The organism is Streptomyces sp. NPDC048254 (genome assembly GCF_043201895.1).
Lineage (GTDB): Bacteria > Actinomycetota > Actinomycetes > Streptomycetales > Streptomycetaceae > Streptomyces.
On the sequence record NZ_JBICZJ010000014.1, the window covers coordinates 219,621 to 235,315 of the forward strand.

General features: G+C 69.5%; 14 protein-coding genes and 4 pseudogenes. 8 read left to right on the top strand and 10 right to left on the bottom strand.

Annotation, left to right across the window (positions count from 1 at the left end):
• The first annotated feature begins 227 nt into the window (after positions 1–227).
• The 3 genes from ACGFZQ_RS34315 to ACGFZQ_RS34325 are packed head-to-tail and all read left to right on the top strand — an operon-like array spanning position 228 to position 1,389.
• The gene (locus tag ACGFZQ_RS34315; RefSeq protein ID WP_393843610.1) at positions 228–674 is read left to right on the top strand and encodes a phage holin family protein; all 447 of its coding nucleotides are present in this window, start codon (positions 228–230) and stop codon (positions 672–674) included.
• Positions 671–1,117 (top strand): DUF3618 domain-containing protein, encoded by a 447-nt coding sequence (locus ACGFZQ_RS34320; protein ID WP_393843611.1) that lies wholly within the window; start codon positions 671–673, stop codon positions 1,115–1,117. The genes ACGFZQ_RS34315 and ACGFZQ_RS34320 overlap by 4 nt, the downstream gene beginning before the upstream one ends.
• Positions 1,118–1,122: 5 nt before the next feature.
• Positions 1,123–1,389 carry a DUF4235 domain-containing protein gene (locus ACGFZQ_RS34325; RefSeq protein ID WP_393843612.1) on the top strand — a complete coding sequence of 89 codons (267 nt, stop codon included), beginning with the start codon at positions 1,123–1,125 and terminating at the stop codon, positions 1,387–1,389.
• A gap of 695 nt (positions 1,390–2,084) precedes the next feature.
• Here ACGFZQ_RS34325 and ACGFZQ_RS34330 read toward each other — a convergent pair.
• A complete protein-coding gene (locus ACGFZQ_RS34330; protein ID WP_393843613.1) occupies positions 2,085–2,342 on the bottom strand; it encodes a helix-turn-helix domain-containing protein in 258 nt (85 codons plus the stop codon).
• A 191-nt stretch (positions 2,343–2,533) separates the two neighbouring features.
• Complete coding sequence (locus tag ACGFZQ_RS34335) at positions 2,534–3,022, bottom strand: GNAT family N-acetyltransferase (RefSeq protein ID WP_393843614.1); 489 nt, start codon at positions 3,020–3,022, stop codon at positions 2,534–2,536.
• A gap of 175 nt (positions 3,023–3,197) precedes the next feature.
• Here ACGFZQ_RS34335 and ACGFZQ_RS34340 point away from each other — a divergent pair, with 175 nt between their 5' ends.
• Both ACGFZQ_RS34340 and ACGFZQ_RS34345 read left to right on the top strand, forming a co-directional pair.
• Entirely contained in the window at positions 3,198–4,883 is a 1,686-nt protein-coding gene (locus ACGFZQ_RS34340; protein ID WP_393843615.1) for a ribonuclease J, read from the top strand.
• 588 nt (positions 4,884–5,471) lie between these two features.
• Positions 5,472–6,681 (top strand): annotated as a pseudogene (locus tag ACGFZQ_RS34345) (PP2C family protein-serine/threonine phosphatase).
• Positions 6,682–6,967: 286 nt separating this feature from the next.
• Here the strand turns inward: ACGFZQ_RS34345 and ACGFZQ_RS34350 are convergent.
• Entirely contained in the window at positions 6,968–7,519 is a 552-nt protein-coding gene (locus tag ACGFZQ_RS34350; protein ID WP_393843665.1) for a hemolysin III family protein, read from the bottom strand.
• A 130-nt stretch (positions 7,520–7,649) separates the two neighbouring features.
• Positions 7,650–7,859: pseudogene (locus tag ACGFZQ_RS34355) on the bottom strand (MerR family transcriptional regulator); the annotation flags it as partial.
• 1 nt (position 7,860) lies between these two features.
• Between ACGFZQ_RS34355 and ACGFZQ_RS34360 the strand changes: the two are divergent.
• Positions 7,861–8,751 (top strand): annotated as a pseudogene (locus ACGFZQ_RS34360) (catalase-related domain-containing protein); the annotation flags it as partial.
• A 291-nt stretch (positions 8,752–9,042) separates the two neighbouring features.
• A pseudogene (locus ACGFZQ_RS34365) lies at positions 9,043–9,646 on the top strand (HemK2/MTQ2 family protein methyltransferase).
• Between the two features lie 13 nt (positions 9,647–9,659).
• On the opposite strand, the gene ACGFZQ_RS34370 reads toward ACGFZQ_RS34365, so the two are convergent.
• From ACGFZQ_RS34370 to ACGFZQ_RS34395, 6 genes are all read right to left on the bottom strand, one after another.
• The gene (locus tag ACGFZQ_RS34370; protein ID WP_393843616.1) at positions 9,660–10,784 is read right to left on the bottom strand and encodes an aromatic acid exporter family protein; all 1,125 of its coding nucleotides are present in this window, start codon (positions 10,782–10,784) and stop codon (positions 9,660–9,662) included.
• 446 nt (positions 10,785–11,230) lie between these two features.
• On the bottom strand, positions 11,231–11,482 hold the full coding sequence (locus ACGFZQ_RS34375) for a hypothetical protein (RefSeq protein ID WP_393843617.1): 252 nt from the start codon (positions 11,480–11,482) through the stop codon (positions 11,231–11,233).
• Between the two features lie 168 nt (positions 11,483–11,650).
• Complete coding sequence (locus ACGFZQ_RS34380) at positions 11,651–12,223, bottom strand: CYTH domain-containing protein (RefSeq protein WP_393843618.1); 573 nt, start codon at positions 12,221–12,223, stop codon at positions 11,651–11,653.
• A 148-nt stretch (positions 12,224–12,371) separates the two neighbouring features.
• A complete protein-coding gene (locus ACGFZQ_RS34385; RefSeq protein WP_393843619.1) occupies positions 12,372–12,554 on the bottom strand; it encodes a CDGSH iron-sulfur domain-containing protein in 183 nt (60 codons plus the stop codon).
• Positions 12,555–12,570: 16 nt separating this feature from the next.
• Positions 12,571–13,224 (bottom strand): HemK2/MTQ2 family protein methyltransferase, encoded by a 654-nt coding sequence (locus ACGFZQ_RS34390; RefSeq protein WP_393843620.1) that lies wholly within the window; start codon positions 13,222–13,224, stop codon positions 12,571–12,573.
• 59 nt (positions 13,225–13,283) lie between these two features.
• Positions 13,284–14,273 carry an iron-containing redox enzyme family protein gene (locus ACGFZQ_RS34395; protein WP_393843621.1) on the bottom strand — a complete coding sequence of 330 codons (990 nt, stop codon included), beginning with the start codon at positions 14,271–14,273 and terminating at the stop codon, positions 13,284–13,286.
• Between the two features lie 109 nt (positions 14,274–14,382).
• Between ACGFZQ_RS34395 and ACGFZQ_RS34400 the strand changes: the two genes are divergently transcribed.
• Positions 14,383–15,693, top strand: coding sequence for an acetyl-CoA carboxylase biotin carboxylase subunit family protein (locus ACGFZQ_RS34400; protein WP_393843622.1), 1,311 nt, complete (start codon positions 14,383–14,385; stop codon positions 15,691–15,693).
• Positions 15,694–15,695: the final 2 nt, after the last annotated feature.

A 15,695-nucleotide genomic window follows, 5' to 3' on the forward strand; every position in this document is an offset into this window, starting at 1 on the left:
GCTCGAACCTGCCTTGCGGCAGTCAGGGCGTAGCGAAGGAATGTGGATCCCAGGGTGAGAAGACACCTCGATGGTGATGGTGAGCGCGTCGTGCGCCTCCGCGACGCTGCCGCTGACAGGCGTCCCGTCCCTGCCAAGCCACCTGCCTTGAACGGGGGCGTTCGGGGTACTCGCGGCGCAGTGAAGGGGGCGGACTGCCCGGCCCGCAGGAACGAGATGGACGGGAGGTGACCGCCGTGTCGAGCACGCAGCCGTACTCGTCCGGGAGCGACCACAGCCCGAACCCCGCCGGCCAGGAGCCGGTGGGCGAGCTGGTGCAGAGGGCGTCGCAGCAGTTGACGGAGCTGGTGCGCGGTGAAATGCGCCTGGCGCAGGCGGAGATGAAGGAGAAGGGCAAGCTCTACGGCAAGGGCGGTGGCCTGTTCGGCGGAGCCGGCGTGGTCGGCTTCCTCATGTTGCAGGCTCTGGTGGCGACGGTGATCGCCGCGCTGGCGCTCGTGCTGCCGGTGTGGGCCGCAGCACTGATCATCACAGCGGTTCTGGGTGTGATCGCCGCGGTGATGGCCATGAGCGGGAAGAAGCAGGTCGACCAGGCCGCGCCGCCGACACCACGGCAGACGGTCGAGAACGTGAAGGCCGATGTGGCCGAGATCAAGGAGAGCGCACACCGATGACCCAGCCGCCCCACGACGAGCCCACCGCCGACAGCCCCGATGAGCTGCGCGAGCAGGTCGAGCACACTCGCGAGGAGCTCGGCCGGACGGTCGAGGCCCTCGCGGCCAAGACGGACGTCAAGGCACGCGCCCAGGAGAAGGCCACGGCGGCCAAGGAACAGGCCACGGTCAAGGCCGGCGAGCTGAAAGCCAAGGCCGTCGGCCTGGCACATCAGGCCCAGGACAAGCTGCCCGACCCAGTGAAGGACAAGGCTGCCCAGGCTGCCGAGCAGGCCCGCGCGAAGGCCGCCCGGGCCGGTCAGCTGTGGCACGACAAGGCCCCCGAATCCGTACAGCAGAAGACCACCCAGGGTGCACAGATGGCCCGCGACAAGCGCGGCCTGCTGCTGGCCGCCAGCGTGGCCGTCGTGGTGTGGATGGTCTGCCGCCGTCGCAAGGGGTGAGCGGTGTGAAAGCCTCGAAGATCGCTTACAAGCCGGTGGGTCTGGCTTTGGGTGCCGTCAGCGGCGTGGTCGCCGGAGCGGCGTTCAAGCAGGCGTGGAAGATGCTCGGCCACGATGACGACGCGCCCGACGCCACCGACGAGGACCGTACCTGGAGCGAGGTCCTGCTCGCCGCCGTCCTGCAGGGCGCCATCTTCGCTGGAGTCAAGGCCGCCGTTGACCGCGGCGGGGCCGCCGCCACCCGTCGTCTGACCGGCACCTGGCCCGGCTGAACCAACCTGGAGGGGTGCCGGTACGCGGATACCGGCATCCCCCCATGCCCTCTCCCCCTGCACGGAAAGATGTCGAGCCTCGTCTGTCTCCCACGCGCTACCCGCCCTGGCCGCCGCGACGGTCACTTCCCTCGTCCTGGCCGGCCGCTGGGCCGCCAGCCGCCGGCAAGGCCGCAGCGCGCGGCAGCACCAGGGCCACAGCATGGCATTCCCGCTGAAAACCATCCTGCGGATGAAGCCTCCCGCTACGTCGTGGACCAGGCCGAGCAGCACGTACATCGCTGCTGGCAGCAGCTTCGGGCAGGCTCCGAGTCGCCACGACCCTGAGTTCACGAGCCGGGCGGGGAGCGTAGCCGGGCCGGACCGCCGGCGGACGCGTGCTGCTGCGAAGCACCGGGCCTGCCAGGAAGGGCTGTGTGCTTGTTCAGGTCGCGATGGTGGCCAGTCCGGCAATGCCAATCAGGTAGACGATTGGCGGCGGTGATGGGGTCGATGCCCATCCGCGCGTACTGCCGGTGGGGCCGGAAGACGAGTCCGGCCAGGTAGATGACGGTCAGAACGATGCCGATTGCGGTGAGGTAGATGTCGGTGTAACCGCGTGGTCACACCGGAGCACGTGGTGGATGGCATCGCGGCCTTCCCGGCGCTGCTCCGCGCGGCGGCCGGCTGAGTCGTCACGTCAGGCGGCGTGCGAATTACGCTGGTGTCGCATGGTGTCGCTTTTTGAAAGTGCGGATGAAGTGGCTGCTGTCGGTGAAACGCCAGAGTGCGGCGGCCTCGGAGATGCTGAGCCGCGATCCGGGGGCGGTGAGCGCTTCGGCCGCTTCCTCCAGGCGTCGACGGCGGAGGTAGGCGCTGAACGACTCGTCCGGACTCGCGAAGGCCCGCCGCAGGGTGCGTAAGGACACGTACAGGTGCGCGGCGATCGCGGCCGGCGACAACACTGACACCACACCGCTGAACTCACGCTCGCCGCATGATCAATAACCGCGCGCCCACCTTCACGGGGGAAGGCCCGACCTCCTCTGCGGCACCAGGCCCGCGGCGCCGTCTCCGGCAGTGTCGTCAGGACGCTCCGCGGCCGCGCACCGAGCTCTGGCAGCCATGCAGGCGAGGCCGGTGTGCTGCGAACCGGCACAACGCGTCATCCCGCAGGAATGCGAAACTCGAATTCGGGACGGTCCCATGGCACCGCGGGCGGGTTCGCGAACGCGGTCCCGGTCCGCACCGCACCGACGCGGTGGTAGAAGTCCGCAGCGGGAACATGCGACACGACCCTGACGCGGTCGAGCCCGGCGGCACGGGCCTCGGACTGCATGTGCGCCACGAGCAGTCGTCCAATACCCCGTCCTTGCGCTTCGTCAGCGACGAACAGCAGGTCGAGCTCCGGTGGAGCGAGGACGAGCGAGTAGAACCCGAGGACCCGGCCTCCATGTTCGTCGGCGCCGACGGCCACAAAGGCGCGGTGGGCCTCGATGTAATCAGGACCGACCCGGTAGCCCGCGACTGCCGACGCGTACTTACCTTCGTAGGCGCCTGAGCCACGCACGAGCCGCGTGAGCCGTTTGGCATCCCGCGCGACGGCCCTCCGTATCGTGATCGGCCGGCTGATCGGGGAAGTGCGTGAACTCATCGGGAAAGTATGTCGCACCGAGGTCCCGTCACGATGTGCCCCGGCAGGGGCCTCGCCGTCTCACCCGCCGCCGCAGGTCGTCCCGGCAGCCGCTGCGGGCGCCCCGCTCCGTCGGGAAGGAGAGATCACACAGGCAATGGATCACCCCGTCCCGCTCGCCGGGTAACGTCAAGGTATGAGTCATCCGCACCCCGAACTGAAAGCCGCCCCTCCCCTTCCCGAAGGAGGGCTGCGGATCGTCGCCTTGGGCGGCCTGGGTGAGATCGGCCGCAACATGACCGTCTTCGAGCACGCCGGCAAACTGCTCATCGTCGACTGCGGCGTGCTGTTCCCCGAGGAGACCCAGCCCGGCGTGGACGTCATCCTGCCGGACTTCACCTCGATCCGGGACCGGCTGGACGACATCGTGGCCGTGGTCCTCACCCATGGCCACGAGGACCACATCGGCGGCATGCCGTACCTGCTGCGCGAGCGCTCCGACATTCCCGTCGTCGGCTCCAAGCTGACGCTGGCGTTCCTGGAGGCCAAGCTCAAGGAACACGGCATCCGGCCGCGCACGGTGCGGGCGCGGGAGGGCGACCGGCGCGGCTTCGGACCCTTCGACTGCGAGTTCGTGGCGGTCAACCACTCCATCCCCGACAGCCTCGCCGTCGCGATCCGTACCGGCGCCGGGATGGTGCTGCACACCGGCGACTTCAAGATGGACCAGTTCCCTCTCGACGACCGCATCACCGATCTGCGCGCCTTCGCCCGCCTCGGCGAGGAGGGTGTGGACCTGTTCCTCACCGACTCCACCAATGCCGAGGTCCCCGGCTTCACCACCTCCGAGCGAGAGCTCAACCCGGCGATCGAGCAGGTGATGCGCACCGCCCCGCGCCGGGTCATCGTCTCCAGCTTCGCCAGCCACGTGCACCGCATCCAGCAGGTCCTGGACGCCGCCCACCAGCACGGCCGCAAGGTCGCCTTCGTCGGCCGATCGATGGTGCGCAACATGGGCATCGCCCGTGACCTTGGTTATCTGAAGGTCCCCTCCGGTCTGGTCGTGAGTACGAAGGAGCTGGAGAAGCTCCCGGACCACAAGATCACTCTGGTGTGCACCGGCTCCCAGGGCGAACCGATGGCCGCGCTGTCACGGATGGCCAACCGCGACCACATGATCCGCATCGGCAAGGGCGACACCGTCCTGCTCGCCAGCTCCCTCATCCCCGGCAACGAGAACGCCATCTACCGGGTGATCAACGGACTCACCCGGTGGGGCGCCCACGTGGTCCACAAGGGCAACGCCAAGGTGCATGTCTCCGGGCACGCCAGCGCCGGCGAACTCGTCTACTGCTACAACATCGTCAAACCCCGCAACGTCATGCCCGTCCACGGCGAATGGCGCCACCTGCGGGCCAACGGCGACCTCGCCATCCGTACCGGCGTCGACCCGGACCGGGTCGTCATCGCCGAGGACGGCGTCGTCGTCGACCTCGTCGACGGACGCGCGTCCATCACCGGCAAGGTCCCCGCCGGCAACGTCTACGTCGACGGCATGGAGGTCGGGGGCGCCACCGAAGCGTCCCTCAAGGACCGCCTCACCCTCGCAGAGGAAGGCGTGGTCACGGTGGTGGCGATCGTCGACGCGGACACCGGCGCCCTCGCCGAGGCCCCCGACTTCCTGGCCCGCGGCTTCGTGCACGACGACGCCACCTTCGAGCCGGTCATCCCGGTCATCGAGAAGACCCTGGCCGCTGCGGCCGAGGAAGGCGTCGGGGACGCGCGCCAACTCGAACAACTCCTCGCCCGCGCCGTGGCGAACTGGGCCTTCCGCACCTACCGCCGCAAGCCCCTCATCATCCCCGTCATCATCGACGCCTGAGCCACCACCCGGCAGCACGGTCCCCGGTACCGCGCGCGGCCCGGCGGCCATCGAGACCGGACCCGGAAGTCAGCGGCCCACCCCAGGAGGCCGGGGCGGCAACGCACGACACATGACGAGCCATCAGGAACACGTCCCAAGGACCAAAGGCGCGAAAGCCCGCGATTCAAAGGGGAGTGTTCCACCTTGAGAACCGTCCCGGAAAGGTCCGGAGGGTCGTGTCCACGCCAAGCGAGGGTGCAGGACCTCGCACCTGCCCGCCGCCTTCACCCGCGACGAGGCCACCGGGCATGACCGAGGCGACCGCGTTGGCCCGACGACGGCACACAGCACCACCTCATCGACCAGATCCACCAAGCAGGCCGTGAGGGGAACGGACTCTGCGACGACAGAGGTACTCTGCACGGGCTTTGTCGTGCAACAGCTTCTGGCCCGGCCCCGGCGCTTCGCGCGAACCCCTCGCGTACCTGGGACGGAATCCTGAGCACCAGCGAGCGGCGAGGAGTCACCCTGAGCGTTTGCGGGCCTGACGGGGACGGTGGGCCGACCACTCAAACTTCGGAGAACGTCGATGGCCGGGGCAGGGCCATGGCCTTGGCGGGGACGCTGGAGGCGGCGGAGGCCGCGGCGCCCGTGGAGTCGCTCGACGTGGTCGCGCGCATGCTCAAGGAGCGTCTCGGGGCGGCGTCGGTGTCCTTCCTGATCACCGACTTCACCGGCGAGTCGGTCGTGCGACTGGGGGCGGCGGGGAGCGTCGAGACCGATGAACCGGCCCGGCGCATCACGCTGCGGGACACCGTGTACGAGGACGTGATCCGCACCCAGCGGCTGAGCCTGGAGGACACGGGCGACAGCACGGTGGTGCGGATCGTCGCCCCTGTGACCAATCGCGGGGACGCCATCGGGCTCCTCGAACTGTTCCTGCCCGTGGCGCCGGATGCGGAGGTGATGCGGGAGATCGGCGAGGCCGCGCACGCACTGGCGTACATCGTCATTGCGAACCGGTCCTACACCGACGTCTACCAGTGGGGCCGCCGTACCACCCCACTGAGCCTGGCCGCGGAGATCCAGCACCGGCTGCTCCCGGCCTCACTGGCGTGTGAGGCAGCGCAGTTCGCGGTGGCCGGGGCGCTGGAGCCGGCCGACCACGTCGGGGGAGACACCTTCGACTACGTGATCAACCGGGACACGGTCCAGCTCTCTGTCACCGACGCCAGCTGGCAACCCTCCTGGTGGGCGCGTTGCGCCGGGCCCGGCGGGCCGGTGCCGACCTCGCCGAACAGGCCCGTCAGGCCGACCAGGCCATGCGCGAGCACGGCCGCCAGAGCTATGTCACCGGCCAGCTCCTGCGCATCAGTCTGGTCGACGGCAGGACCGAGTTCGTCAACGCCGGGCATCCGTGGCCATTGCGGATGCGGAACGGGCAGGTGCGGGAGATCGCTCCGCAGATCGATATGCCGTTCGGCTTCCCCGCCCCTCACACCTACCGGGTCCAGTCGCTGGACCTGCGGCCGGGCGACCGGCTGGTGATGCTGACCGACGGCATGCTGGAGCGCAACGCCAACCGCCTCGATCTGTCCGATCTGGTCGTGCGCACCCGCGCGCTCCCCGCGAGGCCGCCCGGGCCCTCATCGGGGCGATCGTCGACGTCAACCACGGCCACCTGCAGGACGACGCGACCGTCATGTGCCTGGACTGGCACGGCGTCGGCCTCTTCCGGCGGGACGCCGCCACCGGTGCCGACCTCACCGACGCCTCCGCCCCGTCGCGGACGAAGCAGATTACTCCCGGACGATGACTCGGGCCTTCGCCGGTCCCCGCTTCTGCGGGCCCTTGGGCGGACCGACCAGGGGGACGAAGACAGCGCCTAGGACCACCACACCGATGACGAGCAGGTAGAACTAGCCCTTCGCCACCCATCCTCCGAGTGGTGGGGCAAGTTGGAGGCAGCATCAGTGGGGGCCGAGAGAATAGTCGTCGCCGCGCCCGTTCGGTAGGCCGGCTCGTGGTGTGCGAAGACCCCCTCTTGTCCTTTGCGAGCAGTTCGCCCTCTGCGTCGGTCGCAAGCCCGGACGCTGTCGCGATCAGTAGGTGGCCAGGGAGATGGCGATGTAGTGCGCGGTGAAGGCTGCCACGGTCAGGGTGTGGAAGACCTCGTGGTAGCCGAACCAGCGGGGTGAGGGGTCGGGCCGCTGGAGGGCGTAGACGACCGCGCCCGCGCTGTAGAGGAGACCGCCGCCAACGATCAGGACTACTACGGCTGCTCCGCCGGTGTGCAGGAAGTCGGGCAGGTAGCGCACCGGCGCCCACCCCAGGGCCAGGTAACAGGGGGTGTACAGCCACCGCGGGGCTCCGACCCACAGGACCCGGAACGCGATGCCGGCCAATGCTCCGGTCCATACGATCCACAGCAGCATGGACCGCTGTTCCGGCCGGAGAAGGAGCACGGCCAGGGGGGTGCAGGTGCCGGCGATGATCAGGAAGATGTTGGCGTGGTCGAGATGTCGCAGAAGAGCCTCGCCGAGCGGTCCCCAGGTGCCGCGGTGGTAGACGGCGCTCGTTGCGAACAGCAGCCAGGCGGTGACCGAGTACACGGCGCAGGCCAGGACGTGTCCGTCAAAGCGGAACAAGCTCAGAGGGAATTCCGAACCACGGCAGCTGACGCAGACGCTACACGCCCACACACCGCGTCACCACAGGAAAAGATCACGCTGCACACCGAGACCGTGGGTGCGATGCCCGCCGACGCTGACGGGCACGCTCATCTCATTCTGCTGCGGGTGGGCTCGCTGATTCGGCGGCGCGGCGATATTCGGCGTTGATGCGCTGAGCTTCCTCAAGCTGGTCTTCGAGGATGACGATCCGGCAGGCGGCCTCAATGGGGGTGCCCCGATCGACGAGTTCCCGGGCGCGGGCGGCGATGCGCAGTTGGTAGCGGGAGTAGCGGCGGTGGCCGCCCGCGGAGCGGAGTGGGGACCGGCCCAACTCCCTCGACAGCGGCTGACCGTTCCTCGCCGGCGCGGACACCGCGGCCTACATCGAGGTGCCCGCCGACGTTCCCGCCGCCCGCAAGGTACGGGACGCCGCCGCCTCCTTCGACGACCACTTCAGCCAGCCGAGGCTGTTCTGGCTCAGCATGTCGCCCACGGAACGCGAACACATCGTCGCCGCCTACACCTTCGAACGCGGCAAGTGCTGGGAGACAGCCATCAAGGAACGGGCGCTGAAGGTACTCGCCAACATCGACCCCGACCTGTGCGTACAGGTGGCCGCCGGCCTGGGCCTTCCGGCCCCCGAGGCGAGCCTCCCACCGACGGAGGTCGAGCCGAGCCCCGCGCTCTCCCAACTCGGCGCGGAATGGCCGGTCGACGGCCGGATCATCGGCAACGTCACCGCCGCCACGGACGACCTGGAGAGCGTACGCGAAGTGCGCCGCATGGTTCTCGGCGCCGCCATGGTGCCGCTGGTCATCGCCTCGGCGGGCGGCGTGCTGGACCAGGACGGCGACCCGGTCACCGTGCAGCGCACCTTCGCCACCGCCCGGTCCACCGAGTTCGACGCGATTCTGCTGGCGGGTGCTCCGACTCTGGGTGCTGACTCCTATGGCGCCCGCGACGCCAAGGTCGACGACGACACCGCCGTGGCCACCGCCACCGACCCCCGCCTGCTGCTGATGGTCACCGAGGCATACCGCCACGGCAAGGCCATCGGAGCATGGGGCGGAGGGTCCTCGGTCCTTGAGACAGCCGGTCTGTTCGAGGGCTCTGCGGGTGTGGTGGTGGGCGAGACCGCCTCCTCCGTGGTGCAGCACGTGACCCGTCTGCTCGGGACGCACCGCGCCTGGGACCGCTTCACCCCCGTTCTCTGAGCCGGCCACGCACGGCATGGAACCTCAGCCCGACCCGGAGGCGATGGCCCGCAGCACCTCTGCATGCGGCAGCAGTCACAAGGCAGGGGCCGGAGACTGCTGCGCGGGCAGGCGGACCGCAGCTCCAGCGGGCCCGACCGAGGTGGACGCCCGTTAGGCGGGACGAATGACGACCTGTGCCCGTTGGTACTCCCGCGGAGGCTCCGGATGACGACCGCCACCGCACGGACCGTCGGCCTCGGAAGTCTGTGGACGCTTCCGGGGGTCTAGGCTCCGCAGGCCGACACCCATCTGCTCGCCCAAGCTCTCCGCGCCGAAGGAATCACGCCGGACACGGACGTCCTCGACGTGTGCACGGGAAGCGGAGCGCTCGCGTTGCTGGCCGCGGGAATGGGGGCACGGATGTCCGCGACCGACATCTCCCGGCGGGCGGTGATGACCGCCCGCGTGAACGCCGCGCGCGCCGGGCACCGGGTGCGCGTGCTGCGGGGAGATATCTCACCGACCCGGTCGCCGGGCAGCGCTTCGATGTAGTGGTGACCAATCCGCCGTACGTGCCCACGCCCCACCCGCCCCCGCCCACGATCATCGCCCCGCACTTGCCTGGGACGCCGGCCCTGGCGGACGACAGGCTGTCGACCGGATCTGCGACCGCGCCCGAGACGTCCTGCGACCGCACGGCGTACTGCTCATGGTCCACTCAGGCCTCTGCGGTGTCGAGGAAACACTGAAACGGCTGACGGAGACCGGTCTGCGCTGCGCGGTGACGGACAGGACCCTCGTCCCCTTCGGGCCGGTGATCACCGGGAAACTGTCATGGCTGCGCGCCCGGGGCTTGCTCGACGCCGACGAGGAGACAGAGGAGCTGATGATCATCCGCGCCCAACGAAGGTGACATCACCACCGCCTCAGCGCTGTGGGTCCGGGACGAGCTGTTCGGCCAGACGGCGTGCGTGGGCGAGCAGCGTGCCGTTTGCCGCCAGGGTGCCCGGATCGTCCTGGACGGTTCCGGGCAGACGCCGGTGGAGTTCGTCGAGACTCCGGCGCAGTTCCTCGGCAGCCCCGTGCAGGGCATTCCGGGTGCCCGGCCCGACGTCGGTCTCCGCGAACCGGGTCTGGCCATAGAGGCCGATCGCCCGCCCGGCGTGGTGCAGGAAGTCGGCGTACGGGCCGGTGATGCGCGTGCCGAGGCGTGCTGCCTCGTCGTGGTGGCGGGCGATGTCCAGCACCGTGCGCGTCATGCCTGCGATGTGTACGGCGACGTGGTCCAGTACGGTCAGTGCGTCGTCGTACTCGCCGCCCGGCGGGGCGACGCCATGCGGACCGCGCCGGCGATGGTTGCCGCGCATGCTCTCGCGGCTCCAGCCGATCGAGGAGCGGGCCTGCTCGACCAGACGTCCCAGGCGCAGCGCGCGCTCGTGCCAGCCCCCCGCCGCGCGGCCGTGCCACTCTCCCTGTGCCAGCCCCTCGCCGACCTGGAGCAAAACCTCCTGCGCCTCCCTGGCCGCATCCTGGAGAGCGGCCCGGGTGTCGCGCAGATAAACCGGGGGCCGGATCACCGCGTTGACCGTGATGCCCACCACCGCGCCGAACACCGCCTCCGCGATGCGGGCCCCCGATATGGCCAAAGTGACCTCGCCCCCGGTCAGGACGAACAACGCACCGGTGGCGGCATAGATGCCCTGGCTGCCCAGGCGCCGCCACTGAGCCAGCAGCAGCACCGCAGGAAGCACCACGCCCATCGTCACCAACGTGCTGCCCAGCGCCAGCGCGCCGAGCGTCGCCAGGACGGTCCCCACCGTGATCGCCGCCAACTGCTGCAGACCGTGCGCGAGCGACCGGTACACCGTCGACTCCACCAGTACGACCGCCACCCAGGGAGCGACGAACGCCACGGGGGCCTGCAGCCACCAGCCGGCCACCGCCCACGCCAGGCAGGCGGCCAGCGCCGCTTTGCCGGCCTGTACTGCCAGATCGCGTTCACGGCCGGGCTCCGTCCACGCCCGCCGGACCGCCCGTGCCGCCCACCGCATCCACTCCATGACACAGCCAGTGCCACATTCGGGTCGCGGGATGCGCCTTTGTGTGCGCCGTCACGGAAATCAGCTGCTGCGCTACCGCGGACGACAGGAGACGGTTGTTTGACCCGGGCGGGGCACTCGGCCATCGCAGGCCGCTTCGAGCCCCAGAGGGAAATCCATGAAGATCACATCGCACAGGCCGGACGGCACCCAGGGACGGCATCACATCCTGGACGTCTACCTCAATGATCATTTGGCCGGCGCGACGGCCGGTACCGAGCTCGCCCGGCGTATGGCCGAAGAACACAGTGACCCGGTGTTCGGCAGCGAGCTAAAAACCCTGGCGGTGGAGATCTTCGGGCGTCCGAAGCCCAACGGCCGGCTGCTGCGCCACCCCGGCCTCGCGATACTGGTCGAGCTCGAAACCATGCGGTTGCGAGACGCCCTTGTCCAGTCCGCTAATGCAACTGGCCGTCGTACACGTGGTGTTGAGTGGCCAGGTCAACGAGCAGCGCGTCCTCCACTCCGCCTTGGAGGCGCACATCCGCCCCCGCGACGTCAACGTATCGAAGGACGCGGTCGCCTCCATCCAGCCTCAACTGGCCCTCCGCCGCACTGGAGAGGATGGAACGCGACATGGGCGCCAGGATCACCACGGCGAAGGTGATCAGCTTCGCGGGTTGCAGGGCGCAAAGAGAGCGCGTTGCCATCGCCGAGACCCCCGGCGCGGTGGATATCGCGCAGGGGCAGATCCCTCGGTATCGGCTCCCCGCCGTTCCAGGGCCGGTCGAGGCTCCACTCCCTGATGGGGAAGCTGTCGCGCGCACTCGCCGACCGCGGCGTCGCATTGTGGTGAGGTACACGGGGTACGCGGCCTCTCAGGTTCTCAGCTCACGGAACCCGTTCAGCCTCCCCACGGGGCCGACAGGGCGTGGCCGGTGCGTGCCATGGGTGAGTTCCTCGCTCTGTCGTCCGCCCTGTGCTTCGGAGTCACCCGCTTCGTCAACGGTCTGCTGTCCCGACGGGTCGACGGCATGACCGTCGCCCTCCATGCCCAACTGGGCGGGACCTTGCTCGCGCTCGTCCTGGCGCCAAGCCTGGCCGACGGCTCGGCTTCGCTCGCGGACTACGACTGGGGAGCACTGTCCGGGGTGGGCACGGGTGCCGGAACCTACGAGTTGGCGTACCCCGCGAGTGGAGCGGATGCGCACGACCGGCCGCAGTTCCGCGCCTCGGCTGCGGGAAAGGGCCAGGTCGCGCAGTGTGTCCGGAACCGTGTCGGACAACGGGGCCTGCACCTCCTCCCGGCTGTCCCCGGACAGCGGCAGTTTGAGATGCCAGCCCGCGTCGGCCCCGCCCGTCCTTCGCCGGAGCGTGGCCGAGGCGCTTGCCAGCCGCAAGTCGTCGGTGTCGTAGTACACCGCGTCCAGTTCCTGGGTGCCCTGGTCCACGACCGACACGATCCCGGCAACACCGGTGAGGTCGGGCAGCCATGTCGTGTGGTCGGCGGACGGGGTTGTCGTACTTCCGTTCTGTTTCCTGCTTCGGCTCGGTCATCTACTGCGCGTACACGTCTGAGCCGCGAACAAACCCAGCCGATCAGGATCTGTGCGGAACGGGCGGCTCGGACCGGCGGTGACTGGTGTCGCACCACGGGTAGGTGCGGCTGCGTCGGCAGGTGCACAGGGCGACGCAGAACCGGTCGGACGACACGGTGGTGCCGTCCTCCAGCGTGACGTCCACCGGGCCCTCGACCAGGAGGGGCCCCGCGCGCCGGGTCATTATGCGGCAGCGCCGTTCATCCGAGTCGTATCGCACGAATGATCACCAGCTCTTCCTTCTCGGCGTCGGCCTCGATCAGGCCGCGGTCGTGCAGCCAGCCGCCGCGGGAGCGCAGGACGGGACCGAAGGCGACGCTGCGGTGTTCCACGATGTCAGCGCGCAGGCCCGCCGCCCGCAGCCGCCGCAGCGACTCCTCCGGGTAGCTCAGCTCGGACTGGACCAGGAGCAGCACTCCGCCGAGTTTCAGGAGACGGGGGGCGTCCTGGCAGATCCGGTCCAGTACGAGACGGCCGTCGTGTCCCGCGTCCCAGGCCCGTTCCACACCCCGGCGGGGGCACGCGGCGGCGGGGGCCGGAACGTACGGCGGGTTGGAGAGCACCAGGTCGAAGGAGCGGCCCGTCACGGGAGCCAGCAGATCGCCGCGTCTGACCCGGATCGGGAGACGCGCCAGCAGCGCGTTGACCTTGGCGTTGAGAACCGCTCGCCAGGAGATGTCGACCGCCGTGACGCGGGCGCCGAGCCGGGCCGCGGCCAGCGCGACGACTCCTGTTCCCGTGCCCACGTCGAGGACCTCGGCGTGCGGAGGAAGGCGTTCGTCGTGGAGGAGCCGGACGAGCAGGTCGGTGTCGTCCTGCGGGGTGTAGACGCCGGGCAGAGTGACATTGGCCATGGGGCTTCATTTCCGGTTCCCGTGGACGTGGGAGAACCTGTTCGTGGTCGGAGAGCCGGTCAGACAGGCATGCGCAGTGACGACTCCCCCGCCCGCCAGGCACCGAGCAGGCGTTCGGCGAGGCGGTCTTCGAGATACGTGGTGGCATCCACGCCGAAGGCGATATCGCCGTCGAGGTGCGGCTCCTCTTCGAGCAGACCCGCTACGACCTCCCGGCGGACGATCTGCTCGTGCACGGCGTCGGCCTCGACGTGCTCGTCGTAGAAGTGCTCGGCGGCCGGCCCGGCACCGGTCCGCCGCATGGCTTGGGCCAGGCGCCGCGAACCCGGCGACGAGGTGATCTCGACGGTGGCGAAATGTCCCACGAGGGCTCCTCGCAGGGCGCGGTGCAGGCCGAAGAGGGACATCAGGTTCACGGTGGCGAGGGCCTCCGCGCCGGTCGCGTCGAGCCAGTGCCCGTACGTCGTGTCCAGGTCGAGGCCGGCCATGAGGTCGGCGAACAGGCGAGCGTGCACGCGATCCGCGCGGCCGCCGCCGAACTCGTCGAACTCCACGGCCGCCATGCCCGCCTTCGCCCGGCCCCACAGCCGGGGCAGCACCCACGCGTGCGGGTCGGCCTCCTTGAGGTGGTAGAGCGAGCGCTGAGCGGCGTACTCACGCACCTGCCACAGTTCTCCCTCGTCCCGCAGGAAGTGGCTGACGCCGCTGCCGTCGACGGGTTCGACGAGGAGTTCGTCCAGTGCCTCGTCGGCGTGTGCGTGTGCGCTCGCCTCGTCACGGAGGGTCTTGAGGAACGGCTGTTCCAGGGCCGCCCGGACCCTGAGCAGGTCGGGGTCCCATTCACGGCCGGCGTCCACGTCGGTGAATCCGCGGTAGTGCAGCTCGTAGCAGATGTACAGGGCGAGCTGGAGATCGTCTCCGAGCGGGGTGGCGGCGGAAAGCGCCCTTCCGTCCGGAAGCGGTCCCGCACCCCGCAGATATCCGATGATCGCCGCGGAGATCCGACCACGAGGGGACGGCAGGGTCGGCGCCGGCGATGTGACGTTCATGGACGCCGGGTACCCGTGATGCGGGAGCTCTCACGTGAGGCGTTCGCCGTATGCCTGATCGTTTCGCGGGTACACGGCCGGTTCCATACCTCTACCCCGGGAGCCGTCCGTGAGCCCACGCCCCCGCAACGTATTCGTCGTCGGTCTCGACGAGGCCAATCTGCGGACCCTGCGGGCCGTTCCGCACGCCGAAGAGCTGCGCTTGCACCCCCTTCTGACCATCGAGGAACTCCAGCGCGGCGAGGTGGACGTGCCGTCGCTGATCGACCGGGCCCGGAGTGTGCTGGACGGCTTCGACGGACCGGTCGACGCGATCGTCGGCTACTGGGACTTCCCGGTGAGCACGCTCGTCGCGCTGCTCGGAGAGGAGTACGGGACGCGCGCCACCAGTCTGGAGTCGGTGGTCAAGTGCGAGCACAAGTACTGGAGCCGTCTCGTGCAGCAGGAGGTCGTCACAGAGCATCCACGCTTCGGCCGGGTGGATCTCGACGCGGCCGACCCGCGGCCGCCGGAGGGCGTGCGGTTCCCGATGTGGCTCAAGCCGGCGCTGTCGTACTCCTCCGAACTCGCTTACGGAGTAAGGGACATGGAGGATTTCCGCTCCGCCGTGGAGCATATCGGCCAGGGCATCCACCGTGTCGGCCGCCCCTTCGAGTACATCCTCGACCAGCTCGACCTGCCGGAGGAGATGGCCGGGGTCGGCGGCCGGGTCTGCCTCGCCGAGGAGACGCTCAACGGCGTCCAGGTCGCGGTCGAGGGGTACGAGCACGACGGCGAGATCACCGTGTACGGCGTTCTCGACTCGATCAACTACCCGGATTCCACCAGCTTCCTGCGCCACCAGTACCCCTCGGCCCTCCCGGAACCGGTCCAGGAGCGCCTGCGCGAGGTGTCGAAGCGGGTGATGCGGCACATCGGTTGGCGGCGGGCGACCTTCAGCATCGAGTTCTTCTACGATCCGGCCACCGACGGCATCTCGATCCTGGAGATCAACCCCCGCCACTCGCAGGCACACGCCGAACTCTTCGCCTACGTCGACGGCGTGCCCAACCACCACTGCATGCTCGCCCTCGCCCTGGACGAGGACCCGACCCTGCCGGCCAGGCAGGGGCCGCACGCCCTGGCCGCCAAGTGGTACTACCGCTGGTTCGCCGACGGGATCGTCCGTGAGGTGCCCTCACCCGAGGAACTGGCCCGTATCGAGAAGGAGATACCGGGCGTCCGGATCGACATCGTGCCCGATGACGGCCAACGCCTGTCCGACGTCGACCAGCAGGACAGTTACAGCTACGAGGTGGCGCACATCTTCACCGGCGGTGCCGACGAGCACGACCTGCGCGAGAAGTACGACCGCTGCGTCGCCGCACTACGGCTCGCGTTCGACCCTCCGACCGGCCCGACGACCGACCGTACGGCCTGAGA